The organism is Kutzneria sp. NPDC052558, assembly GCF_044547355.1.
Classification (GTDB): domain Bacteria; phylum Actinomycetota; class Actinomycetes; order Mycobacteriales; family Pseudonocardiaceae; genus Kutzneria.
This window is the reverse complement of the sequence record NZ_JBIUAG010000015.1, coordinates 171,074-194,123: the sequence shown is the minus strand read 5'-3', so window position 1 is coordinate 194,123 and position 23,050 is coordinate 171,074. Positions and strand designations below refer to the sequence as shown.

The 23,050-nt window shown below is 71.3% G+C and carries 23 protein-coding genes; 7 read left to right on the top strand and 16 right to left on the bottom strand.

Features of this window, described 5'->3' with window-relative positions:
- Positions 1–36: 36 nt before the first annotated feature.
- The 4 genes from ACIG5F_RS26865 to thyX all read right to left on the bottom strand — a co-directional run bounded on the left by ACIG5F_RS26865 (position 37) and on the right by thyX (position 4,106).
- Entirely contained in the window at positions 37–1,734 is a 1,698-nt protein-coding gene (locus ACIG5F_RS26865; protein ID WP_396521997.1) for a ribonuclease J, read from the bottom strand.
- Positions 1,731–2,645, bottom strand: a complete 915-nt coding sequence (gene dapA / locus ACIG5F_RS26860; protein ID WP_396521995.1) for a 4-hydroxy-tetrahydrodipicolinate synthase — start codon at positions 2,643–2,645, stop codon at positions 1,731–1,733. The genes ACIG5F_RS26865 and dapA overlap by 4 nt, the downstream gene beginning before the upstream one ends.
- A 78-nt stretch (positions 2,646–2,723) precedes the next feature.
- On the bottom strand, positions 2,724–3,350 hold the full coding sequence (locus ACIG5F_RS26855; RefSeq protein WP_396521993.1) for a TIGR03085 family metal-binding protein: 627 nt from the start codon (positions 3,348–3,350) through the stop codon (positions 2,724–2,726).
- 3 nt (positions 3,351–3,353) lie between these two features.
- Positions 3,354–4,106 carry an FAD-dependent thymidylate synthase gene (gene thyX, locus ACIG5F_RS26850; RefSeq protein WP_396521991.1) on the bottom strand — a complete coding sequence of 251 codons (753 nt, stop codon included), beginning with the start codon at positions 4,104–4,106 and terminating at the stop codon, positions 3,354–3,356.
- A 129-nt stretch (positions 4,107–4,235) separates the two neighbouring features.
- Here thyX and ACIG5F_RS26845 point away from each other — a divergent pair, with 129 nt between their 5' ends.
- The gene (locus ACIG5F_RS26845; protein WP_396521989.1) at positions 4,236–4,856 is read left to right on the top strand and encodes a toxin-antitoxin system HicB family antitoxin; all 621 of its coding nucleotides are present in this window, start codon (positions 4,236–4,238) and stop codon (positions 4,854–4,856) included.
- Positions 4,857–4,868: 12 nt separating this feature from the next.
- Positions 4,869–5,765 (top strand): DUF4097 family beta strand repeat-containing protein, encoded by an 897-nt coding sequence (locus ACIG5F_RS26840; RefSeq protein WP_396521987.1) that lies wholly within the window; start codon positions 4,869–4,871, stop codon positions 5,763–5,765.
- 271 nt (positions 5,766–6,036) lie between these two features.
- Here the strand turns inward: ACIG5F_RS26840 and ACIG5F_RS26835 are convergent, their stop codons facing one another.
- From ACIG5F_RS26835 to ACIG5F_RS26825, 3 genes are all read right to left on the bottom strand, one after another.
- Positions 6,037–6,618 carry a hypothetical protein gene (locus tag ACIG5F_RS26835; RefSeq protein WP_396521985.1) on the bottom strand — a complete coding sequence of 194 codons (582 nt, stop codon included), beginning with the start codon at positions 6,616–6,618 and terminating at the stop codon, positions 6,037–6,039.
- Positions 6,619–6,692: 74 nt separating this feature from the next.
- Complete coding sequence (locus ACIG5F_RS26830; RefSeq protein WP_396521983.1) at positions 6,693–7,901, bottom strand: winged helix-turn-helix domain-containing protein; 1,209 nt, start codon at positions 7,899–7,901, stop codon at positions 6,693–6,695.
- 88 nt (positions 7,902–7,989) lie between these two features.
- A complete protein-coding gene (locus tag ACIG5F_RS26825; RefSeq protein ID WP_396521981.1) occupies positions 7,990–8,961 on the bottom strand; it encodes an ABC transporter substrate-binding protein in 972 nt (323 codons plus the stop codon).
- A gap of 57 nt (positions 8,962–9,018) precedes the next feature.
- Between ACIG5F_RS26825 and ACIG5F_RS26820 the strand changes: the two genes are divergently transcribed.
- From ACIG5F_RS26820 to ACIG5F_RS26810, 3 genes are all read left to right on the top strand, one after another.
- Complete coding sequence (locus tag ACIG5F_RS26820) at positions 9,019–9,573, top strand: GNAT family N-acetyltransferase (protein WP_396521979.1); 555 nt, start codon at positions 9,019–9,021, stop codon at positions 9,571–9,573.
- A gap of 72 nt (positions 9,574–9,645) precedes the next feature.
- Positions 9,646–11,277 (top strand): transglycosylase domain-containing protein, encoded by a 1,632-nt coding sequence (locus ACIG5F_RS26815; protein WP_396521977.1) that lies wholly within the window; start codon positions 9,646–9,648, stop codon positions 11,275–11,277.
- A 117-nt stretch (positions 11,278–11,394) separates the two neighbouring features.
- Complete coding sequence (locus tag ACIG5F_RS26810; RefSeq protein ID WP_396521975.1) at positions 11,395–11,913, top strand: hypothetical protein; 519 nt, start codon at positions 11,395–11,397, stop codon at positions 11,911–11,913.
- Here ACIG5F_RS26810 and ACIG5F_RS26805 read toward each other — a convergent pair.
- Positions 11,855–12,997 carry an ROK family protein gene (locus tag ACIG5F_RS26805; RefSeq protein WP_396521973.1) on the bottom strand — a complete coding sequence of 381 codons (1,143 nt, stop codon included), beginning with the start codon at positions 12,995–12,997 and terminating at the stop codon, positions 11,855–11,857. The two genes, ACIG5F_RS26810 and ACIG5F_RS26805, sit on opposite strands and share 59 nt — an antisense overlap.
- A 227-nt stretch (positions 12,998–13,224) precedes the next feature.
- Between ACIG5F_RS26805 and ACIG5F_RS26800 the strand changes: the two genes are divergently transcribed.
- Positions 13,225–14,496 carry a glycoside hydrolase family 27 protein gene (locus ACIG5F_RS26800; protein WP_396521971.1) on the top strand — a complete coding sequence of 424 codons (1,272 nt, stop codon included), beginning with the start codon at positions 13,225–13,227 and terminating at the stop codon, positions 14,494–14,496.
- A gap of 169 nt (positions 14,497–14,665) precedes the next feature.
- Complete coding sequence (locus tag ACIG5F_RS26795; RefSeq protein ID WP_396521969.1) at positions 14,666–14,977, top strand: hypothetical protein; 312 nt, start codon at positions 14,666–14,668, stop codon at positions 14,975–14,977.
- A 2-nt stretch (positions 14,978–14,979) separates the two neighbouring features.
- On the opposite strand, the gene ACIG5F_RS26790 is transcribed toward ACIG5F_RS26795, so the two are convergent.
- The 8 genes from ACIG5F_RS26790 to ACIG5F_RS26755 all read right to left on the bottom strand — a co-directional run bounded on the left by ACIG5F_RS26790 (position 14,980) and on the right by ACIG5F_RS26755 (position 22,896).
- Complete coding sequence (locus tag ACIG5F_RS26790; RefSeq protein WP_396521967.1) at positions 14,980–15,789, bottom strand: SAM-dependent methyltransferase; 810 nt, start codon at positions 15,787–15,789, stop codon at positions 14,980–14,982.
- Positions 15,790–15,841: 52 nt separating this feature from the next.
- Entirely contained in the window at positions 15,842–16,279 is a 438-nt protein-coding gene (locus ACIG5F_RS26785; protein ID WP_396521965.1) for a hypothetical protein, read from the bottom strand.
- A 10-nt stretch (positions 16,280–16,289) separates the two neighbouring features.
- Entirely contained in the window at positions 16,290–17,036 is a 747-nt protein-coding gene (dapB, locus tag ACIG5F_RS26780) for a 4-hydroxy-tetrahydrodipicolinate reductase (protein WP_396521963.1), read from the bottom strand.
- Complete coding sequence (locus ACIG5F_RS26775) at positions 17,033–18,361, bottom strand: M16 family metallopeptidase (protein WP_396522068.1); 1,329 nt, start codon at positions 18,359–18,361, stop codon at positions 17,033–17,035. Before ACIG5F_RS26775 ends, dapB begins: the two co-directional genes overlap by 4 nt.
- Positions 18,362–18,414: 53 nt before the next feature.
- The gene (locus tag ACIG5F_RS26770; RefSeq protein ID WP_396521961.1) at positions 18,415–20,667 is read right to left on the bottom strand and encodes a polyribonucleotide nucleotidyltransferase; all 2,253 of its coding nucleotides are present in this window, start codon (positions 20,665–20,667) and stop codon (positions 18,415–18,417) included.
- 211 nt (positions 20,668–20,878) lie between these two features.
- Positions 20,879–21,148 carry a 30S ribosomal protein S15 gene (gene rpsO, locus ACIG5F_RS26765; protein WP_116174156.1) on the bottom strand — a complete coding sequence of 90 codons (270 nt, stop codon included), beginning with the start codon at positions 21,146–21,148 and terminating at the stop codon, positions 20,879–20,881.
- Between the two features lie 257 nt (positions 21,149–21,405).
- Positions 21,406–21,888, bottom strand: coding sequence for an XRE family transcriptional regulator (locus tag ACIG5F_RS26760; RefSeq protein ID WP_396521958.1), 483 nt, complete (start codon positions 21,886–21,888; stop codon positions 21,406–21,408).
- Positions 21,889–21,972: 84 nt separating this feature from the next.
- Positions 21,973–22,896, bottom strand: a complete 924-nt coding sequence (locus ACIG5F_RS26755) for a bifunctional riboflavin kinase/FAD synthetase (RefSeq protein ID WP_396521956.1) — start codon at positions 22,894–22,896, stop codon at positions 21,973–21,975.
- Positions 22,897–23,050 lie beyond the last annotated feature (154 nt).

The window sequence follows — 23,050 nt, the reverse complement described above, 5'->3', positions numbered from 1 at the left end:
CTCGGAGTGGAGGAAAGCCCCCTTCCAAGCGTGAAATCAGACCGGGATGACGGTGGGGATGATCATCGGGCGGCGGCGGTAGGACTCGGCGACCCAGCGGCCGACGACCCGGCGCACCGACTGGGCGATGCGGTGGGTGTCGGTGATGCCCTCGGCCTCGGTCCGGGACAGCTCCATCTCCACCAGCGGCACGACCTGGTCCAGCGCCTTGGGGTCGTCGGAGAAGCCCCGGCCGGAGATGGTCGGCGGGGCGACGGCCCGGCCGGTGGCGGTGTCCACGGCCACGGTGATGCTGATGAAGCCGCCCTCGCCGAGGATGAGCCGGTCGGACAGGGTGGACTCGCCGACGTCGCCGACGGACAGGCCGTCCACGTAGACGTGCCCGACCTCGACCCGGCCGGAGATGGCGGCCTTGCCGTCGATCAGGTCGACGACCACGCCGTCCTCGGCGATGACCACCTGCTCGGCGGCGACGCCGGTGCGGATGGCCAGCTCGGCGTTGGCCCGCAGGTGCTTCCACTCGCCGTGCACGGGCATGACGTTGCTGGGCCGCACCGCGTTGTAGAGGAACAGCAGCTCGCCGGCGGCGGCGTGGCCGGAGACGTGCACCTTGGCGTTGCCCTGGTGCACCACGTGCGCGCCCAGCCGGACCAGGCCGTTGACCACGCCGAACACCGCGGTCTCGTTGCCGGGGATCATGGAGCTGGCCAGCACCACGGTGTCGCCGGAGCGGATGGAGATCTGCCGGTGCTCGCCGCGGGCCATCCGGGACAGCGCCGACAGCGGCTCCCCCTGCGACCCGGTCGAGACGAACAGCACCTCGTCCTCGGGCATCAGCATGGCCTGGTCCAGGTCGACCAGCAGGCCGTCGGGCACGTGCAGCAGGCCCAGCTCGGCGGCGATGCCCATGTTGCGGACCATGGACCGGCCGACCAGCGCGACCTTGCGGCCGTGCTTCACGGCCACGTCCAGGATCTGCTGCACGCGGTGCACGTGGCTGGCGAAGCAGGCCACGATCACCCGCTGGGTGGCCCGGCGGATCACCTGGTCCAGCACCGGCCCGATCTCGCGCTCGGGGGTGACGAAGCCGGGCACCTCGGCGTTGGTGGAGTCGACCAGGAACAGGTCGACGCCTTCGTCGCCGAGCCGGTGGAAGCCGGCCAGGTCGGTGAGCCGGCCGTCCAGCGGCAGCTGGTCCAGCTTGATGTCGCCGGTGTGCAGCACCAGGCCGGCCGCGGTGCGGATGGCGATGGCGATGGCGTCCGGGATGGAGTGGTTGACGGCGAAGTACTCCAGCTCGAACGGCCCGTGCTGGGTGCGCTCGCCCTCGACCACCTCGACCAGCCGCGGCGTGAGCCGGTGCTCCTTGCACTTGGCGGCCAGCAGCGCCAGCGTGAACTTGGAGCCGACCACCGGCACGTCGGGCCGGTTGCGCAGCAGGAACGGCGCGGCGCCGATGTGGTCCTCGTGGCCGTGCGTGAGCACGATGGCCTCGATGTCGTCGAGCCGGTCCTCGATCGCCCGGAAGTCGGGCAGGATCAGGTCGACGCCGGGCTGCATGTCCTCGGGGAACAGCACGCCGCAGTCCACGATGAGCAGCCGGCCGGCGTGCTCGAACACGGTCATGTTGCGGCCGACCTCGCCGATGCCGCCCAGGGCGACGATGCGCAGGCCGCCTTCGGCCAGCGGCGGGGGGTTGTTGTGCGGTCGAGCGGGAATGATCACGTCGGTCATGCGGCCACCTCCAGGCCGGCAGTGCGCAGGACGTCGGCCAGCGCGGCGGTCTGTTCCGGGGTCGCGGCCGGCAGCGGCAGGCGAGGGTCGCCCACCTCCAGGCCGGTCAGCCGGAGAGCGGTCTTGGCGAAGATCACGCCGCCGCCGATGGCGCCCATGGCGCGGTGCAGCGGCAGCAGCTGGTTGTGCACGGCCCGAGCGGCGGCCAGGTCGCCGGCGTCGACGGCGTCCGCCATGGCCCGCAGCCGGTCGCCGACGACGTGCCCGATCACGCTCACCATGCCGACCGCCCCCAGGGCGAGCCAGGCCAGGTTGAGCGGGTCGTCGCCCGAGTAGTAGGCGAGGTCGGTGTCGGCCATCACCTCGCTGCCGGCCAGCAGGTCGCCCTTGGCGTCCTTCACGGCCACGATCCTGGGGTGCTCGGCCAGCCGGCGCAGCGTGTCGACCTCGATCGGCACGATCGTGCGCGGCGGGATGTCGTAGAGCATCACCGGCAGGCCGGTGGCGTCGGCCACCGCCGTGAAGTGGGCGTAGACGCCGGCCTGCGGCGGCCGCGAGTAGTACGGCGTCACGGTCAGCACGCCGTGCGCGCCGGCCTTCTCGATGGCCTGCACCTGGCGCACCGAGTGCGCGGTGTCGTAGCTGCCGGCCCCGGAGACCACGGTCGCGCGGTCGCCGACCGCGTCCACCACGGCCCGGACAAGCTCGACCTTCTCGCTCTCGGTGGTGGTCGGCGACTCGCCGGTGGTGCCGTTCACCACGATGCCGTCATGGCCCCGGTCGACCAGGCGGTTCGCCAGCTCCTGGGCTTTGGCCAGGTCGAGTCCGCCGTTCCGGTCGAACGGCGTGATCATGGCGGTGAGCACCCGGCCGAAGGGCCGTCCTGGTGCCGCGGTGGGACTCCCGGTCATGGCGATGACGCTACCGGAGACCCACCCACGACCAGGACATGGAGGTCAGCTGCCCGGCCACCGTCCCGGCGAGCGCAGTCAGATGCCTCGGTTGAGTCCGGTGACCCGGGCGATCGCGGCCTGCTCGCCCTCGAACTCCAGGCGCGTCTGGTCCCGTCCGGACAGGAACAGCACCAGCTCGCCGGGCTCGCCGGTGATGGTGACGGTGTTGGGGCCGCGCTTGGCCACGACCTCGCTGCCGTTGGGGCGGCGCAGCACCACGCCGACGGGGCTGGTGCGGAAGGTGAGCTTGCTGCTGCGGGACAGCATCTTCCACAGCGCGGCGTCGCGGACCGGCTCGGGCGGCCGGGGCTCCCAGCCGGGCTGGGCCCGGCGCAGGTCCTCCAGGTGCACGAACAGCTCGACGGTGTTGGCCAGCTCGTCGAAGCCGGGGATGCCGAACGGGGACAGCTTGGGCGGGCCGCTGCGCACCAGGTCGACCAGCTTCGGCCACGGCTTGGCCGCGTAGGAGTCCTGCACGCGCTGGGTGTGCGGGGCGAAGGCCTTGATCATGATGCCGGGCGAGGCGTCGATGCGGCGTTCCCGCACGGCCAGGTGCGCGGCCAGGTCGCGGGCGTTCCAGCCCTCGCACAGCGTGGGCGCGTCCGGGCCGAGGTCCTCGAACGCCTCGCAGATCAGCCGGCGCTCCTCGGCGGCGACGCCCACGGCTCAGCCCTCCGTCACGAACGGGCTGGACGCCACCTCGGTGCCGTCGGGCAGCGTGGAGATGGTGAAGTCCTCGAACACGTTGCCGGCGGCCGACTTCAGCTGGCGCAGGCACTCGATGGCCAGCGCGCGGATCTCGACGTCGGCGGCCTCGCTGGCCCGCATGGCGATGAAGTGCCGCCAGGCCCGGTAGTTGCCGGTGACCACGATGCGGGTCTCGGTGGCGTTGGGCAGCACCGCGCGGGCCGCCTGCCGGGCCTGCTTGCGGCGCAGCGTGCCGCTGGGCACGTCGGCGAACTTCTTCTCCAGGCCCTCCAGCAGCTCGGTGTACGCCTTGACGCTGGCCTCGGCGGCGGCCAGGAACTTGGCGTGCAGCTCGGGGTCCTCGGCGATGACGTCCGGCTCGACCATGGCGGCGTCGCGCTCGGGCACGTAGCGCTGGGACAGCTGCGAGTAGGAGAAGTGCCGGTGCCGGATCAGCTCGTGGGTCAGCGACCGGGACAGGCCCGACAGGTAGAAGCTGACCGAGCCGTGCTCCAGCACGGACAGGTGGCCGATCTCGATGATGTGCCGGATGTAGCCGGCGTTGGTCGCGGTCGCCGGGTTCGGCTTGGACCAGGACTGGTAGCACGCGCGGCCGGCGAACTCGGCCAGCGCCTGGCCGCCGTCCTCGTCGGTCGTCCACGGCACGTCCGCCGGCGGGAAGAACTCCGTCTTGGCGATGAGCTGCACCTTCAGCGGCACCGTCTCGGTCACGAGCCTTGTCTCCTACTCCCCGGTGGCGGTTCTCCCGAGCGTAGACGACCGGGACCGTGACATCATGGCGACACCATCAATGACGTCATCTCCCTTGACTGACGTCACAGGTGATGTCACAGTGGCGTCATGGATCTCACGCCGTACATCGCAACGTTGCGCGAGGACCTCACGACCGCCGCCGCAGCCGGGGACGACCAGACCCGACGCACCGCGGCCGTGCTGTCCGCCGCGCTGGAGCCGGCCGTCCGGCTGGCCATCATGAACGCGCTGTCCGACCTCGCCGCCGAGGTCACCGCGTCGCTCGACGACCACGTCGTCAGCCTGCGGCTGGACGGCCGAGACGTGCAGGTGGTGGTCACGCCGACCACCGCGCCGTCCGCACCCGACGAGCCCGCCGCCGAGGACGCCTTCGTCGGCGACCCGACCGGCGACATCAGCCGCATCACCGTGCGGATGATGGAGGAGCTCAAGGCCAAGGCCGAGCAGGCCGCGTCCGCGCAGGGCCAGTCGCTCAACGCCTTCGTCGCGCAGGCCGTGCAGGGGGCGCTGAACAACCAGCGTCGCGGCGGCCACGGCCGGGCCCGCAACCGCGGCGGCCAGTGGTGGGACGGGAGCCAGAACTGGGGCGGCCGCGGCTGGCCCGGGTGGAACGACCAGGGCGGCGAGGGCGGCCAGGGCCAGGGCAATCAGGGGCAGGGCAATCAGGGGCAGGGCGGCTCGCGCGTCAGCGGTTGGGTCGAGGGCTGAGGGGTGGAGACGATGACCGAGAACGCGCCCGGGGAGACCGGGCTCGTCCGCGAGCAGGAGTTCGAGGCGGCCGGTCCGATCGAGATCGACGTCGCCGTGGGGGCCGGCCGGATCGAGGTGCGGCTGTCCGAGCGGTCGGGGGTGCGCGTGACCGTGCGTCACGACGAGGAGGCCTCCGACCAGTGGATTCCCGGCCTGTCCGGGCTGCTCAACTGGGTCAGCGGGCAGTTCGGCACGCCGGCCGAGAACTCGCCTGACGACGCCGTGCGGCAGACCCGGATCGACCTGACCGGCAGCCGGCTGGTCGTGCGCACGCCCAAGCCGCTGCCCATGCGCGGGGTGCCGCTGGCGATCACCGTCGAGGCGCCCAACGGCTCGCACGTGGAGTCCAAGAGCGGCTCCGCGTCGCTGGTCACCACCGGCTCGGCCGGGCGGCTCAACGTCATCAGCGGCACCGGTGACGTCAGCGTCGACCGCGCCGACGGCGTCGCCAGCGTCAACAGCGGCTCGGCCGCCGTGCGGCTGGGGCCGATGCTGGGCGGCGTGCGGGTCAAGTCCGGCTCCGGCGACATCGAGGTGTCGTCGGTGGGCGGGCGCAGCGCCCTGTTCACCGGCTCCGGCGACGTCTGGCTGGGGGCCGTGCAGTCTGACGTCATGGTGCGCACCGGCACTGGTGACATCACCGTGGCCGACGCCGCCTGCGGCGCCATCGAGCTCGTCACCGGGAGCGGGGAACTGCGGGTCGCCGTGCGCTCCGGCACCGCCGCGATGGTCGACCTGGTGTCCCACGCCGGTCAGGCCCGCAGCGAGCTGGACGTGTCCGCCACGCCGCCCAGCCGGGAGGCCAAGCTCACCATCCGGGGCCGCACCGGCTCCGGGAACGCCGTCATCACCCCCGCGGTCGGCTGATCGCGCGTCCGTCAGGGGAGAACGGGCCCGTCACGGCGGCCCATGGCTCGGGGCCGCCCACGGAGGGGATGGGCGGGTCCGAGCCCGCCGCCGACGCCCGACGAAAAAAAGGGGGAGAAATAGCCACAGCCTCGGGGCCGTCCATGAAAGGTGGGCGGCCCCGAGGCTGTGTCTCCCCTCCCCCTGCGCGGTCATTCTTACATGGGAGGTTTCCCGGGCACCAGGGATTCGCACCCCTAGAAACCCGGGAAGATCTCCCGACCGCGGCCGGCTAGGCCGGGAACGGCTGCGGGCTGTCCAACGCCGCCAGCGGCGGGATCGGCTGGGTCTGGCCGGCGGCCACCGGCGGGATCGGCACCGGATCAGCCGCCGGGACGGGCACCACGTAGTCCGCGACCGGCGGGATCGGCTGCGGAACATCCAGCCGGCCAGGCGGTTCGCCCTCGCTCCCGGACACGACGTTCTTCGTCGGCGGGCCGCCCTCGAAGGGCCGCGCGGCAAACGACCCCGGCGGCTCTCCCTCCCGGCCTTGCGCGACAAGCGTGTCCGGCGGCTCGCCTTCCCTGGACTGCACGGCGAACGGACCGGGCGGGTCGCCTTCCCGGCCTTGCGCGGTGGCGATGTTCTTGGTCGGCGGGCCGCCCTCGAACGGCACGGCATTGCCGTCCTGCCCCGGCATCAGGTCAGCGAGCCGGGAGCACGCGGGGATGGGGCACGGCTGGTGTGCAACGGCGACCGCTGCAACGGACAGTGCTGGCACAGGTTGGGGTGTGGCGGCAGCCGGCCCGGCGACGGCGAGCGCCACGCCGCCGGCGCCGGCCAGCACGAACAGCAACTTGCGGGTGGAGATCATGCACCGATGCTGCGGCCGGCGCGGTTCCCGGCGGTAGGGAGCGGATTCCCGGACCTACCGGGAGAATCTCCCGGTCAGACCAGGGCCCCGAGGCGCGAGGCGAGATCACCCCGCTCTCCGGCGACAACGCCGTCGAGGCCGAGCCAGTCGGCCATCAGCCGCAGCTCCTCGGCCAGCTCGTGGGCGACGTGGGCGTGGTCGACCCCGGGCTGGGCGAAGGCGCCGGGCACCCGGAGCACGCCGGCGACCCGGTCGGCCTTGAGGTCGACCCGGGCCACGAGGTCCTCGCCGAGCAGGAAGGGGAACACGTAGTAGCCGTGCACCCGCTTGGCCTCGGGCACGTAGATCTCGATGCGGTAGAAGAAGTCGAACAGCCGCTCGGTGCGGTCCCGCTCCCAGATCAGCGGATCGAACGGGCAGAGCAGCGCCCGGGCCTCGACCCGCCGGGGCGTGCGGGCGTCGACGTGCCGGTACGCCTGGTGCCGCCAGCCCTCCACGGTGACGGGCTCCAGCACGCCCTCCTCGACCAGCTCGGCGACGGCCTGCCGCGAGCGCTGGGGCTTGAGCCGGTAGTAGTCCCGCAGATCGGGCTCGGTGGCCACGCCGAGCGCGACGGCGGACTTGGCGATGAGCTGCCGGTACGCGTCCTCGGCCGACACCTCGGGCGCGGCCAGCACCTCGGGCGGCAGCACGCGTTCGGGGAGGTCGTAGTAGCGCTCGAAACCCCGCCGCGTGCCGGTGGTGAGCTCGCCGGTGGCGAAGAGGTACTCGCAGGCGTGCTTCACGTCCGACCGGTTCCACCAGCCGCCCGGCCCCCGCTCGCGCTCGACCTTGAGCCCCAGCTGGTCCTCCAGCGCGCCGGCGGTGATCGGACCGAGCTCCTTCACCGCGGTCAGCACGTCCTCGGCGATGTGGTGCCCGCCCGAGCTCTGCCAGTACTTGCTCGGCTCCTCCTTGTGCCGCCGCATCCGCCACCGCAGCAGCGGCCAGTCCGCCACCGGCACCAGGCTCGCCTCGTGCGCCCAGTACTCGACCAGCAGCCGCGGCTTGCGGGCGCTGTGCGACCAGGCCGCCTCGTCCAGCAGCTCCATCGGATAGTTGCCGAGCCGACTGAACAGCGGGGCGTAGTGCGCGCGCACCGCGACGTTCACCGAGTCGAGCTGGAGCACCTGGGTCCGGGCGAGCACCCCTTGCAGGTGTCGCCTGGTCACCGGGCCGGACGGCCGGGGCTGCGTGAACCCCTGCGCGGCGAGGACGGTCCGCCGGGCCGCCAGTGAGGACATGTTGGGCACGAGACCGATGCTGCCACGCACCCCTGACAGTCCTGGTGCCGCGCGTGCCGTGCGGGGCTCTCCGGGGCGAAGGCCCTCGTCAGCCGAGCGGTTCGGCCTTGGCGACGGCGGCGGTCAGCTCCTTGATGACCGGGGTGTAGCGCTGGTAGCTGAACGGGGTTTCGGCGTGCCACGGGGCGATCTGCCCGGCCTTCACCGCGGGCAGGCCGGCGAAGGTGGGGTGGGTCAGCAGCTGGTCGAGCGGCAGGGCCTGGGTGCGGGCGTCGTAGAGGATCAGGTCGGCGGGGTACTTGGCGGCCTGTTCCCAGCTCATGACCTCGAAGTACGCGCTGTTGACGCCCTTGGCGGGACCGGTGACGGGCACGCCGAGCTTGACGTAGTACGACAGGTCGGCGTACTTGGCCGGCACGGCGACGTCGAAGTTCTGGGCGGAGTCGGAGACGGCGATGATCCGCAGCGTGGGCTTGGCCTTGGCGGCGGCGGCCAGGTCGGCGGCGGCCGCGTCGAAGGCCGCCTTGGCGGCGGAGACGGCCGCCGGGTCCGCCCCCAGTGCGGCGCCGAGCTGCACGTAGCGCTCGATGACGTCGACCGCGGTCTTCTCGTGCAGGCTGATGCCGACGGTCTTGACCAGGGCGTCGACCCGGTCCTTGACGTCGTCGGTGATGTACCACAGCGCCGGCGGCACGTAGATGCCGCTGACCAGCAGGTCGGGCCGCAGCGCGGCGAGCTTCTCGACGTTGAACTCGCCGTAGGTGGTGCCGACCGACTGCACGGCGGCGAGGTCGACCGCCCCGACCTGTGGATCGTTGCTGCCGTCCTTGCGCTTCTGCGGCCCGAACACGCCGACGGCGTGCACGCCGAGGTCCCACAGCGCGGCGGCGGCCCCGGACTGGGCGACGATCCGGGCGGGCCGGTGGTCGAGGTCGACCTTGCGGCCCCGGTCGTCGGTGAACGTCCAGGCGCCGCCGGACGTTTCGGCGGCCGTGGGCCGGCCGCAGGCGGCGAGCAGCCCGGCGGCCGCGGCCCCGAGCAAGAAGTTCCGTCGCTTCACATTGGTTAGGCTAACCTAAACAAACCGGAGGCCCGACGACCGCTAGGTTGCTGGGTCGTGGCTGAAGCGTCTGTACGACCCGCCGTCCCCGCCGACGTCGAGGAGATCGCCCGGATCCAGCGCGACACCTGGCGTGCCGCCTACGCGGAGCTGCTGCCCGCCGAGGTGCTGGCCGGCCTGGACAACGTGGACGCGGTCCGCGAGCTGGTCGAGCAGTCCACGGCGGTGGTGCACGTGGCGACCGAGGGCGAGTGGACGGTGGGCTTCTGCGTGGCCGGCCTGGCCCCGGACAGCGAGGTGGCGGAGGCCGACGGCACGCTGCCGACGGACGCGGCGACCACAGGCCTGGTGGCGACGCTGCTGGTGGAGCCGCGCTGGGGCCGTCGGGGCCACGGCGGCCGACTGCTCGCGGCGGCGGCGCAGGCGCTGCGGGGCCAGGGCGCGACCCGGGGCGTGAGCTGGGTGCCGGAGGCCGACCGCGCCTCGCTGGCGTTCTACGCCTCGGTCGGCTGGCAGTCCGACGGCGTGGTGCGCACGTTGGACGCGGGCGGTCGGCCGCTGCGGGAAGCCCGCGTCACCGGGTCGTTGGACCTCAAACTGACCAGTTCCTGAATCGGGACAACCCTTTCGGCGTCATCGGAGTCGTACCCCCCGACCAGACCGAGCGTGGGGAAGGACAACCGAGTGCGCCTCATCGACTACCCCCGGCGCGACCGGCGGGGCGTGCGCCGCTGGCTGCCGTCCTGGAAGCTGGTGCTGGGGACCTCGGCGACGTTCGCGGTGCTGCTGGTGGCCGGGTTCTTCGTGGCGCTGGACCGGACCGAGATCCCCAGGCCCAACGAGGACGCGGTGCAGCAGGCCACGATCTTCACCTACGCCGACGCCTCCACCCAGATCACCCACATCGGCACCAACCGCCGTCCGGTCACCTTCGACCAGATTCCCCTGGTGGTGCGCCAGGCCGTGCTCGCCGCCGAGGACCGCACCTTCTACAGCGACCCCGGCGTCTCCCCGCTGGGTCTGCTGCGGGCGCTGAAGAACGACCTGACCAGCAGCGGCGACGGCAACCTGCAGGGCGGCTCGACGATCACCCAGCAGTTCGTCAAGAACTACTACCTCACCCAGCAGCAGACGTTGTCGCGCAAGCTCAACGAGGTGATGGTGGCGATCAAGCTGGACCAGGTGAAGTCCAAGGACTCCATCCTCACCGACTACCTCAACACCATCTACTTCGCCCGCGGCGCCTACGGCATCGAGTCGGCCGCGCTGGCCTACTTCGGGGTGAGCGTCTCGCAGCTGACCGATCCGGCCAAGGCCGCCTACATCGCCGCGGTCATCCAGTCCCCGTACTACTACGCGACCGCCGACAAGGATCCCAAGGCGGCCAAGGCATTGCACGACCGGTGGGACTACGTGCTGGACGGCATGGTCGGCGAGCACGAGCTGTCGGCCCAGCAGCGGGCGTCGATGACCTTCCCGACGCCGGTCAAGTACGAGCCGGACGACATGGGCGGCATGAACGGCTACATGGTCGACGCGGCCATGCAGAACCTGGACCGCATGCACGCGCAGGACCCGACCGTGCCGGACTCCACCACGGTGGCCCAGGGCGGCTACATCGTGGTGACCACGTTCCGCCAGGACTACATGCAGGCGGCCAAGAAGGCCGTGGACGACCGGATGTCCACTTTGGACCCCAACCGGCCACAGGACCGCAACGTGCACGTCGGCATGGCCTCGGTGGACGACAAGACCGGAGCTGTGCTCGGTTTCTTCGGCGGCGGCGACTATCTCAAGCAGGGCTTCAACGACGCGTTCTCGGCCGCCGGCCCGATCGGCGAGGACCTGGAGCAGGCACTGGGTGGCGTCGTGCCGACCGACCACTACCAGGACGCCGGCATCGACTACATCCCCGGCACGAAGGCGCTGGCCACCACGCCGCTGCGGGCCGCGTCGGCGCTGAGCGCGATGGGCGACGGCTACCAGTACAACCAGCCGTTCGAGGTCTCCGAGATCATGCAGAACGGCGTGGTGGTGTGGCGGGCCCAGCCGCAGACCCAGAACTTCTGGGGCGAGAAGGGCACCGTCTCGCCGGTGCGGCAGCTGGCCCAGTTCAAGAGCGCGCTGCGCGGCGCCGACGTGCCGAAGTGGTGGGCCTGGTCGATGCTGGACCTCAACGGCGTGACCACCGCGGCCACCATGTTCGCCACCCCGCCCGACGGCAAGGGCAACCGGGCCCTGCTGGGCATGACCGGCGGCTACGAGACCAACCTGGACAGCGTCCTCTACAGCTACGTCGGGGACATCCGAAAGTAGTACCAGGGGTGGACTTAAGCCCACCAGGAATGGGCCCGTAGCACGACTCCGGCGCCACGGCCACTCCGGTAGCCTCGATTCGGTCAGAGATCATCCGAATTGGGGGAGGGAGACGCCATGCTGATGTGGCTGGCGATCTCCCTCGGTGTCGCGGTGGGTTCGGCGCTGTGCCCCCTGGTCAGCGTGGAGCTGTTCCTGATCGCCATGGTCGCCGACGGGCACCACCCGCCGATCGCCTGCTGGATCCTGGGCGCGGTGGTGGCGATCGGCCAGGTGGTCGGCAAACTGCTCTACTTCTTCGCCGCCCGCGGCCACATCAAGCTGCCGAAGTGGTTGCAGCCCAAGGACAAGCCCAGCCGGCAGACCTGGTGGACGACCGCGTGGGCGCGGATCACCACCTGGTTCACAGCGTTGCAGGCCCGGTGTGAGCGCCACCCCAAGCTGATGATCGCCACCACCGGCGTGAGCTCGGTGGTCGGCATGCCGCCGTTCATGGCGACCACGGTCCTGGCCGGCGTGGCCCGGATGTCGGTGATCGCCTTCGTCGGCGTCACGCTGGCCGGCCGGTTCATCCGGTTCACCGCGCTGGCAGCGTCACCGAACCTGCTGACCCACGTGCTGCCCCACTTCGCGTGATCAGGTCCTGGATGCCGACGACGGCGGCCCCGCGGGCCCACTCGTCGAACGGCAGCGGCCGCACCACCAGCTCGCACGTCGCCGCCGAGCCGAAGGCCTGCGCGGCCAGGGCCTGCCGGATCTGGTCGGCGTATAGGTCGTAGCCGCCGACGGCCTCGCCGGTCAGCACGATCCGCTCCGGCCCGACCAGGTTGGCCACCGCCGCCAGGGCCAGACCCAGGGCCCGGCCGGCCCGTTCGAACACGGCGTGCACGGCCGGGTCGCCGGCCCGGCCCAGCTCGATCGCCTCGGGCATGCTCAGCGGGCGGCCGACCACCGCCGAGCAGCCGGCCAGCACCACCCGGTCCGCGGCCAGCGCCTCCACGCAGCCCCGGCCGCCGCAGTAGCACTCGGGCCCGTCCACGTCGATGGCCACGTGGCCGAGCTCGCCGGCCGGCAGCAGCAGGTCGTTGACGACCAGGCCGCAGCCGATGCCGGTGCCCGCCGTGACCAGCGCGAACGAGGACACGCCGACGCCCGCGCCAAACCAGTGCTCGGCCACGGTCAGCGCCCGGACGTCGTTCTCGATCAACGTGGGCAGGCCGGTAGCCGTCGAGACCAGGCCGGCCAGCGGCACGTCGCGCCAGTTCAGGAAGGGCGAGAAGCGGACCATGCCGGTGTCCCGCAGCACGTCGCCGGCCAGCGAGACGCCGAGGCAGGCCACCTCGTGCCCGGCGGCCAGCCGGCGGGCGACCTCGCCGATCACGTCGACCACGTCGGCGACGGCGGTCGAGGTCAGCGGCCGGTGCACGACCTCCCGGGTGCCCCCGCACAGGTCGGTGCGCACCGCGATGACCTCGTCGGCCGTGAGCTTCACGCCGAGGAAGAACGTCCGGTCGGCGACCACCTGCACGGGCATCGCCGGCCGGCCGAGCCGTGAGGGCAGGCGCTCGTCAGGACGCTCGGTGAGGTAGCCGGCGTCGACCAGCGGACGCACCGCCTTGGTCACGGCCGCCGGCGACAACCCGGTGCGCGCGGTGACCTCGACGCGGGAGATCGGACCGTGCCGCAGCACCACGGCGAACACCTGAACCGCTGCTGGCACGACATTGACCATAGCAAACATTATTTCCTTCAGAAATTAACGACCTTGACACCCGGCCGGCGCCGGAGTTTGCTGCCACCAGCCCGCCGCCGCCGTGAGTTGAAGCCCAACCGATGCGGAGTCCACTGCCCATGCGCCGTTCTCGCGTGATCATCCTGTTCGCCGCGCTGTGTGCCGTGCTCGCTGGGGTCGCACCCGCCCAAGCAGCGAGAACGCCCGACAAACCCGTGGCGAACACACCGTACCTGGGGTGGAGCAGCTGGAGCCTCCAGTCGACCAAGTACCCGGGGGTGAACACCCAGGGCGACTACAGCTGGCTGACCGAGCAGCACGTGCTCCAGCAGGCCCAGGTGATGGCGACCAAGCTCAAGTCGCACGGCTACTCCTACGTCAACATCGACGCCGGCTGGTGGCGCAAGTGGGACTGGACGCCCGAGTACGACCAGTACGCCCGGCCGCTGACCGACGCCGCGCGCTTCCCCGACGGCATGGCCGCGACCATTGGCAAGATCCACTCCCTGGGGCTCAAGGCCGGCACCTACATGCCGGTGGGCATGGAGAAGGAGGCCTACAACGGCGGCAACTCCCCCATCTACGGCGCGCCCGGCTGCTACACCCGTGACGTGGTCTACCCCGACCTGCGCACCACCAACGGCTGGGACAGCTCGTACAAGCTGAACTTCGACAACCCCTGCGCCGCCAAGTGGATCGACTCCATCGCGCAGATGTTCGCCAAATGGGGCGTGGACTTCCTCAAGCTCGACGGCGTCGGCCCCGGCTCCGACAAGTCCGGCCCCAACTACGACAACACCGCCGACGTAGCCGCGTGGTCCAAGTCCCTGGTCCGCACCGGCCGCAACATCCAGTTCCTGGTGTCCTGGTCGCTCAACCACGACAACATCGCCACCTGGCAGCGCTACACCAACGGCTGGCGGGTCGACACCGACGTCGAGTGCTACTGCGACACCCTCGTCACCTGGCAGAACTCCCTGGTCAAGCGGTTCGACGACGTCGTGCCCTGGGTCGGCGACGCCGGCCGCGGCGGCTGGAACAACCTCGACTCCGTCGACGTCGGCAACGGGCAGATGGACGGCCTGACCAACGACGAGCGGCAGCTCTACATGACCTTCTGGGCCATCGAGGCCGCCCCGCTCTACACCGGCGACGACCTCACCAAGCTCGACTCCTACGGCCTGTCCCTGCTGACCAACGACGAGGTCATCGCCATCGACCAGGCCGGCCGCGTCGCCAAGCCCGTCGTCGCCCACACCCCGCAGCAGACCTGGTGGACCCGCAACGCCGACGGCTCCTACACCGTCGCCCTGTTCAACCTGGACACCTCACCCGCCACCGTCACCGCCAACTGGTCCGACTTCGGCTTCCACGGCAAGGCAGGAGTCCGCGACGTCTGGGCGAACAAGCAACTCGGCCGCTATACCGACTCCTTCACCGCCACCCTCGCCCCCCACTCCACCAAGCTCCTCAAGATCTGGCGCTGAACCCCGGCGAGTCCCGCCCACAGACATACCGAACTGCTGAGTCCGTTTCAGCAGTTCGGTATGTCGCTAAGCGGGACTCGCGGAGGTTGGGGTTTGGCGGCGATCGGGGAGACTTGGCGGTATGTGGAGACGTGGCCGCCGCCGGCAAGCGGTGGCAGCGAACGCGATCGTGGACGTGGTCCACGAATCCATCCTGTTCATGCGGGCCATGGCCCACACCGGCGAGGCCATGTGTGACGACGTCTTCCCCGGAACCGACTGCCACGAGCAGATACGCGAGTTGGCGGATCTGTGCGACAACCTGGTGCCAGCCCTGAGACCAGACGGCTCACGCCGGCCTGTTGTTGCCCTCCAGTACGTGTGGGACACCCGCACTGAAGGGCAACAGCAGTGGATTCGCCGCTGTCTGGCCGGTCGTGGCGTGCGTGTCGAGAATCTGATCGACACGCGGGACGACCGCCGGCGAGTCCTGCCGACGTGAGGTCAGGCCTTCTTCTGGGCTACGCCGCCGAAGAAGAGGAAGCGTTCGGGGTGTTCCTCGGCTTCGCCTTCGTCGGGGCGCCACTCGGGGACGTAGACGGCGCCGGGGGCGATGAGGTCGAAGTCGCCGAACAGGGCGGTGATCTGGGCGCGGGAGCGGTTGATGGCGGTGTTGGTGCTCTTGGAGTAGAGATTCACCAGGCCCTCCTCCTGCTCCTTGGGCCGGTGGTCGCCGGTGGCGTGGCTGATGGCCAGCATGCTGCCGGGGGCGAGCTTGGCCCGGTAGCGGTCGATCAGCGGGGTGAGGTCGGCGGGCTCGGGCACGAAGTGCAGGACGGCCAGCATGAGCAGCAGGACGGGCTGGTCGAAGTCGATCATCTCGCGGACGCCGGCGTGGTTGAGGACCTCGCCAGGGGAACGGAGGTCGGCGTCGATGACCCGGGCCTGCGGCACATCGGCCAGCATGAGCTCGCTGTGCGCGACGGCGACGGCCTCGTTGTCCACGTAGACGGTGCGGCTGGCCGGGCTGGCCTGCAACGCGATCTCGTGCACGTTGCCGGCGGTCGGAATGCCGGAGCCGATGTCCAGGAACTGGCGGATGCCCTGCTCGGCGGCGAAGGTCACGACCCGGCGCAGGAACTTGCGGTTGGCCCGGCTGGACACGGTGACGCCGGGCAGCACCTGCTCGGCCCGGCGGGCGAACTCACGGTCGGCGGCGAAGTTGTGGCCACCGCCGAGAAAGGCGTCGTACACGCGTGCGGCACTCGGCTTGGTGACGTCGACCTCGGCCGGTACCCAACTCCGTAATCCCACAGTTGCCCCACGACTCTCTGCCCCGGTGTAGACCTTACCGGAGATCGGGCGGTCAGCCACCGAGCTCGATCGCCTTGCGCATGGCCTCCCGGGCCCGGCCCCGGTCGCCGGCCACGTCGTAGGCATGGGCCAGCCGGAACCAGGCCTTCCAGTCCTCGGGCGACTGCTCCACCTCGACCCGCCGCTGCGCGAACCACTCGTCGGCGGCGTCCCGGTCGACCCGCCCGGACGGCCGGCGCGGCAGCCCGGAGGTGTCCGGCAGCCCGCCCTCGGCGGCCAGCCGCCTGGCCAGCCGATCGATCTTGATGCCGTTCTGCCACTGCACGACGACATACCAGACGCCGATCAGCGGCAGGGCCAGCACGGCCACGCCGAGGCCGACGCCGACCACGCCGCCGGCCTGGATCAGCAGCACGGCGCGGTCGGCGAGCAGCACGAAGTAGACGACCAGGGCGGCCGTCAGGGCGATCGCCGTCCACAGTGCTCTCATAATTGGGCCCTCACAGCCCGAGCAGCGAGTCCAGGCCGACGGTCAGGCCGGGCCGCGTCGCCACGTTGCGCACCGCCAGCAGCACGCCGGGCATGAACGACTTGCGGTCCATCGAGTCGTGCCGGATGGTCAGCGTCTCGCCCTCGCTGCCGAACAGCACTTCCTGGTGCGCGATGAGACCGGACAGCCGGATCGAGTGCACCCGCACGTCGTCCACCAGCGCGCCGCGGGCCCCGTCGAGCTCCTGGCTGGTGGCGTCCGGGCTGGCCGCCAGGCCGGCCTCGGCCCGGGCGGCGGCGATCAGCTGCGCGGTGCGCGCGGCGGTGCCGGACGGGGCGTCGGCCTTGCGCGGGTGGTGCAGCTCGATGACCTCGACCGACTCGTAGTACTTGGCCGCCAGCTGGGAGAACTTCATCGTCAGCACCGCGCCGATGGCGAAGTTCGGGGCGATCAGCACGCCGAGGCCGGGCGAGACGTCCAGCCAGCGGCGCAGCGTGGCCAGCCGCTCCTCGGTGAAGCCGGTGGTGCCGACCACGCAGTGGATGCCGGCGTGCACCGCGAACTCGAGGTTGCCCATCACCACGTCGGGGTGGGTGAAGTCGACGACGACCTCGGCCCCGGCGTCGGTCAGCGCCTCCAGCTTGTCGCCCTGGTCGAGGGCGGCGACCAGCTCCGTGTCGGCCGCCCCTTCGACGGCCGCGCACACCTGGGCGCCCATCTTGCCCTTGGCCCCGAGCACCCCGACCCTGACACTCACTTGATCACCTCATGCACCTCGGCCGGCAGGTCGTCACGGTGATCGTAGGGTCCGACCACGGACCCCGAGACCGGCCGCCGCAGCAACTCCTTGGCCAGCGCCGCGACCTGCTCCTCGGTGACCTCGTCGATCTTGGCCAGGGTCTGCTCCACGGTCAGGTGGTCGCCGTAGTTCAGCTCCCCCTTGCCGATGCGCGACATCCGCGAGCTGGTGTCCTCCAGGCCCAGCACCAGGCCGCCGCGCAGCTGGCCCTTGCCGCGGGCCACCTCGGCCGCGGTCAGGCCGTGGCGGGCCACATCGTCCAGCACGCCGCGGACCACGCCGGCGACCTCGCCCAGCTTGTCCGGGGTGCAGCCGGCGTACACGCACAGGTTGCCGGTGTCGGCGTACGCGGCCGTGGACGAATACACCTGGTAGGCCAGGCCCCGGCGCTCCCGGACCTCCTGGAACAGCCGCGAGCTCATGCCGCCGCCCAGCGCCGCGTTGAGCACGCCCAGCACGAACCGGCGGTCATCGTGCCGGTCCAGGCCGCGCATGCCCAGCATGAGGTGGGCCTGCTCGGTGTCGTCGGGGCACAGCACCAGCTCGCGGCGCACCGGGATGCGGGCCCGGCCGGCGCGGGGCACGGCCGGGGCGGCGTCGCCCTTGAGCCGGTCGCCCAGCAGCTTGCGGGTCAGCCGCAGCACCTGCGTGTGCTCGACGTTGCCGGCCACGGCCAGCACCATGCGGGGCAGCGTGTAGCGCTTCCTGTAGAAGCCGAACAGCGCGTCCCGGCTCATCGCCCCGATGGACTGCTCGGTGCCCAGCACCGGCCGGCCCAGCGGGTGATCGCCCATCAGGGCCTCGCAGAACGCCTCGTGCAGCAGGTCCTCGGGGTCGTCGTCGCGCATGGCGATCTCCTCGAGCACGACGCTGCGCTCGGTCTCCATGTCGCGCTCGGCGCAGACCGCGTGGAACACCACGTCGCTGACCAGGTCCAGGGCCAGCGGCAGGTCCTCGTCCAGCACGTGCGCGTAGAAGCAGGTGTGCTCCTTGGAGGTGAACGCGTTCAGCTCGCCGCCGACCGCGTCGATCTCCTCGGAGATCCCGGCCGATGTGCGCCGGTCGGTGCCCTTGAACAGCAGGTGCTCCAGGTAGTGCGCGGCGCCGGCGACCGGCGGCAGCTCGTCCCGGGAGCCCACGTTGACCCAGATGCCCACCGACGCCGAGCGCACGCCGGGGATCTGCTCGGTGACCACACGCAGGCCACCCGGCAGCACGCTGCGCCGGACCGCGCCGCCGCCGGCGGTGCGCTCCAGGGTCAGCGTGCTGCCCGGACGTTGCAGATAGCCAGGACGGCCGCGGGAAACCCCCGCGGCCGTCCTCGTCGTGCGTGCGCTCACTGGGCGGCCGGCTCCGAGGCCCCGGAATCGGACACAGCGGCGGCGGCGGGGGCGTCGGTCGAAGCGGGGGCCGCCTCGTCCTCCTCCTTGACCAGCACCAGGCTGATCTTGCCGCGGTTGTCGATGTCGGCGATCTCCACGCGGAGCTTGTCGCCGACCTTGACCACGTCCTCGACCTTGGCGATGCGCTTGCCGTTGCCCAGCTTGGAGATGTGCACCAGGCCGTCGCGGCCGGGCAGCAGCGAGACGAACGCGCCGAAGGCGGCGGTCTTGACGACCGTGCCCAGGAAGCGCTCGCCCACCTTGGGCAGCTGCGGGTTGGCGATCGCGTTGATCAGGCCGATGGCCGCCTCGGCCGACGGGCCGTCGGCCGCGCCGACGTAGATCGTGCCGTCGTCCTCGATGGAGATGTCGGCGCCGGTCTGCTCGGTGATCGAGTTGATCATCTTGCCCTTGGGGCCGATGACCTCGCCGATCTTGTCGACCGGGATGTTGATCGCGGTGACCCGCGGCGCGAACGGGGACATCTCGTCCGGCCGGTCGATGGCCTCCTCGATGACCTCGAGAATGGTCAGGCGCGCGTCGCGGGCCTGACCCAGCGCCTGGGCCAGCACCTCGGACGGGATGCCGTCCAGCTTGGTGTCCAGCTGGAGCGCGGTCACGAAGTCCTTGGTGCCGGCGACCTTGAAGTCCATGTCGCCGAACGCGTCCTCGGCGCCCAGGATGTCGGTCAGCGCGACGTAGCGGGTCTCGCCGTCGACCTCGTCGGACACCAGGCCCATGGCGATGCCGGCGACCGGGGCCTTCAGCGGCACGCCGGCGTTGAGCAGCGACATGGTGGAGGCGCAGACCGAGCCCATCGAGGTGGAGCCGTTGGAGCCCAGCGCCTCGGAGACCTGGCGGATCGCGTACGGGAACTCGTCCCGCTTGGGCAGCACCGGCACCAGCGCCCGCTCGGCCAGCGCGCCGTGGCCGATCTCGCGCCGCTTGGGCGAGCCGACCCGGCCGGTCTCACCGGTGGAGAAGGGCGGGAAGTTGTAGTGGTGCAGGTAGCGCTTGTGCGTCTCCGGGGACAGCGAGTCGATCTGCTGCTCCATGCGCAGCATGTTCAGCGTGGTGACGCCCAGGATCTGGGTCTCGCCCCGCTCGAACAGCGCCGAGCCGTGGGCCCGCGGGATGAGCGCGACCTCGGCCGAGAGCTGGCGGATGTCGGTCAGGCCGCGGCCGTCGATGCGGATCTTGTCGCGCAGCACGCGCTGGCGGACCAGCTTCTTGGTCAGCGACCGGAAGGCGGCGCCGATCTCCTTCTCGCGGCCCTCGAACTGCTCGGAGAGCTTCTCCAGCGCCGCGGCCTTGACCTCGTCCAGCCGGGACTCGCGCTCCTGCTTGCCGGCGATGGTCAGCGCCTGGGCCAGCTCGCCGGACACCGCGGCCTCGACGGCCTCGAAGGCGTCGGCCTGGTAGGGCAGGTACTGCGGGAACTCGGCGGTCGGCTTGGCGGCCTTCTCGGCCAGCTCCTGCTGGGCCACGCACAGCGCCCGAATGAACGGCTTGGCCGCCTCGAGGCCGGAGGCGACGACCTGCTCGTTGGGGGCCTGCGCGCCCGCGCCGACCAGGTCGATCACGTGCTCGGTGGCCTCGGCCTCGACCATCATGATGGCGACGTCGTCACCGACGATGCGGCCGGCCACGACCATGTCGAAGGTGGCCCGCTCCAGCAGCTCGTAGGTCGGGAAGGCGACCCACTGGCCGTCGATCAGGGCGACGCGCACGCCGCCGATCGGGCCGGAGAACGGCAGGCCGGCCAGCTGGGTGGAGGCGGACGCGGCGTTGATCGCGACCACGTCGTACAGGTCGGCCGGGTTCAGGCTCTGCACGGTGATGACGACCTGGATCTCGTTGCGCAGGCCGTCCACGAAGGACGGGCGCAGCGGGCGGTCGATCAGCCGGCAGGTGAGGATGGCGTCGGTGGAGGGACGGCCCTCGCGGCGGAAGAAGGCGCCGGGGATGCGGCCGACGGCGTACATCCGCTCCTCGACGTCCACCGTCAGCGGGAAGAAGTCGAACTGGTCCTTCGGGTGCTTCGACGCCGTGGTGGCGCTGAGCAGCATCGTCTCGTCGTCCAGGTAGGCGACGGCGCTGCCGGCGGCCTGGCGGGCGAAGCGGCCCGTCTCGAAGCGCACCGTGCGCTTGCCGAACGCGCCGTTGTCGATGACGGCGGTGGTCTCGTGGACCTCGAAATCGGTCATGTAGTTGGTTCTCCTCGTCACAGGGAGACGCCCGCGGTCCCTGGCGACGAGGCCGGTCTTCGATCGAAGTCCACGGGATGCTCCCGGGGACCACTACCGAGGACCGGCGTACCCGTGTTCGCCGTGCGCCCGCTGGCGCGTGTCCCGTTGTTCTCTTGTGGTGGTTACGTGCGGAGAGGGGGAGCGGCCGGTGACCGCTCCCCCTCGCTGCTCATCGACGCAGGCCGAGCCGCTGGATCAGCGACCGGTAACGCTCGATGTCGGTCTTGGTCAGGTAGTTCAGCAGACGGCGGCGGCGGCCGACCATCAGCAGCAGGCCACGACGCGAGTGGTGGTCGTGCTTGTGGAAACGCAGGTGCTCGGTGAGGTCGCTGATGCGCTTGCTCAGCAGCGCGATCTGGGCCTCGGGAGATCCGGTGTCCCCATCCTTCAAGCCGTACTCGGCGAGAATGGTCTTCTTCTGCTCGGTGGACAGTGCCACTGGTGTTCACTCTCTTCTGTCGCGGTCGTCCCGTGAGGCCCCCTGGTGAAAGGGGGTTGTCGGTACCGGCCGCCACGGACCGCAGCCGGACCCAAACACCGAGGTTAGCAGGTGTTCGTGACACGCTGCGCGGTGCCCTTCGGCGTCGCGGCTCGGCCGCCGGGCAGCCGGGCGCCTCGCGCCCTGTGCGCGGGCATCACCGCACCGGGTATCCGCCGATGCCATTCTCACCCGGAAGAGGGATCTCGTCGAGTGATTTAGACCTGGGGGAAGGCGGCGCGGCGGAGCAGCTCGGCCAGCCAGGGGTGGTTGTCGCGGACGGTCTCGGCGGCGCGGGTCAGCTCCTCGGGCCGGGCGACCCGGCGCAGGGCCTGCACGGCGGCGACGTCGGCGCGGCTGTCGTGCACGGGCAGGGCGTCGCGGTCCACGGTCGGGCGGGACTCGCGCACGTCGTCGAGGGCCTGCTGGATGGCCGGGCGGTCGCCGGAGGCCACGCCGGGGGTGAGGATCTTGCGTTCGAGCATGATCAGCCGGGCCAGCACCGCCGGGTTGCCGATCTTGGCGCGGCGGCCGCTCATCACCTGGCTGAGCATGGGCGCGCTGATGCCCAGCACGTCGGCCAGGTAGGCCTGGGAGATGTCGAACGCCACCACGAGCCGGCGCACCCGGTCGCCGAGCGGCTCGCCGTACCACTCACGTTGCAGCGCCAGGTTGCGCTGGACGATCTTGTGGTCCTCCAAGGGTCCCCCTTGCCCGACGACATGTCCGGTTTGCATTCGCACGCGGGCCGATCGTAGCTGATGGCGCGGGGTGGGAAGGGCCGTTCAGGCCAGCAGGCGGCGGGCCTGTTCCACGTCCTGCCGCATCTGCACGACAAGATCGTCGCTGGAGTCGAACTTCAGCTGCCCGCGCAGCCGGGCCACGAAGTCCAGGGCCACCCGCTGGCCGTAGAAGTCCTCGTTGACGTCCATCACGAACGCCTCCACCCGGCGCTCCCGCCCGGAGAAGGTCGGGTTGGTGCCCACCGACACGGCCGCCTGGCGGACCTTGCCGCCCTGGACGAAACGGCAGGCGTAGACCCCGTCGGCCGGCACCGCGGCGAACTTGGTCACCGACAGGTTGGCGGTCGGGAAGCCCAGGTCGCGGCCCCGGCCGTCGCCGCGCACGACGATGCCCTCCAGCCGGTGCGGACGGCCCAGCGCGTGCTCGGCCGCGACCACGTCGCCGGCGTCGATGCAGGCCCGGATGTAGGTCGAGGAGTAGATCAGGTGGTCCTCGGTGACCAGGCTCTCCCCCTCGGTGGTGAAGCCGAAGCGGCTGCCCAGGGTGCGCAGCAGGTCGACGTCGCCCTCCGCGCCCTTGCCGAAGGTGAAGTTCTCCCCCACCACGACCGCGGCCGCGTGCAACTGCTCCACCAGCAGCTCGTGCACGAACACGTCGGCCGGCATGCGGGAGAGCTCCGGGGTGAACGGCAGCACGCAGAACACGTCCACGCCGAGTTCCTCGACCAGGTCGGCCCGGCGCTCGAGCGTGGTCAGCTGGGCCGGGTGGCTGCCCGGGCGGACCACCTCGGACGGGTGCGGGTCGAACGTCATCAGCACACTCGGCAGGTCCCGCTTGGCCGCCAGCTCCACCGCCCGGTTGATCAGTTCCCGGTGCCCGCGGTGCACGCCGTCGAACACGCCGATGGTCAGTACACAGCGACCCCAGCCGCTCGGAAGATGGTCAAGTCCACGCCAGCGCTGCACGGGCGTGAGCCTACCCATGGCCCCGGCCCGGCCGCCGGACCCCCGAGTGATGGGAAGGGGGGGGTGTGGGGCGCGGGGGGGGGGGGCCCCCCCCCCCCCCCCCCCCCCACCCCCCCGCGCCGGCCCCCGCGGGGGCGGGGCCACCCCGCCCCGG

Bases quoted from the DNA above. Each gene is read 5' to 3' on its own strand.
- ACIG5F_RS26830 (WP_396521983.1), bottom strand. From the start codon at position 7,901: ATGTCCTCACTGGCGGCCCGGCGGACCGTCCTCGCCGCGCAGGGGTTC.
- ACIG5F_RS26840 (WP_396521987.1), top strand. From the start codon at position 4,869: ATGACCGAGAACGCGCCCGGGGAGACCGGGCTCGTCCGCGAGCAGGAG.
- ACIG5F_RS26865 (WP_396521997.1), bottom strand. From the start codon at position 1,734: ATGACCGACGTGATCATTCCCGCTCGACCGCACAACAACCCCCCGCCG.
- ACIG5F_RS26770 (WP_396521961.1), bottom strand. From the start codon at position 20,667: ATGACCGATTTCGAGGTCCACGAGACCACCGCCGTCATCGACAACGGC.
- ACIG5F_RS26785 (WP_396521965.1), bottom strand. From the start codon at position 16,279: ATGAGAGCACTGTGGACGGCGATCGCCCTGACGGCCGCCCTGGTCGTC.
- dapA (WP_396521995.1), bottom strand. From the start codon at position 2,645: ATGACCGGGAGTCCCACCGCGGCACCAGGACGGCCCTTCGGCCGGGTG.
- ACIG5F_RS26845 (WP_396521989.1), top strand. From the start codon at position 4,236: ATGGATCTCACGCCGTACATCGCAACGTTGCGCGAGGACCTCACGACC.
- ACIG5F_RS26810 (WP_396521975.1), top strand. From the start codon at position 11,395: ATGCTGATGTGGCTGGCGATCTCCCTCGGTGTCGCGGTGGGTTCGGCG.
- ACIG5F_RS26835 (WP_396521985.1), bottom strand. From the start codon at position 6,618: ATGATCTCCACCCGCAAGTTGCTGTTCGTGCTGGCCGGCGCCGGCGGC.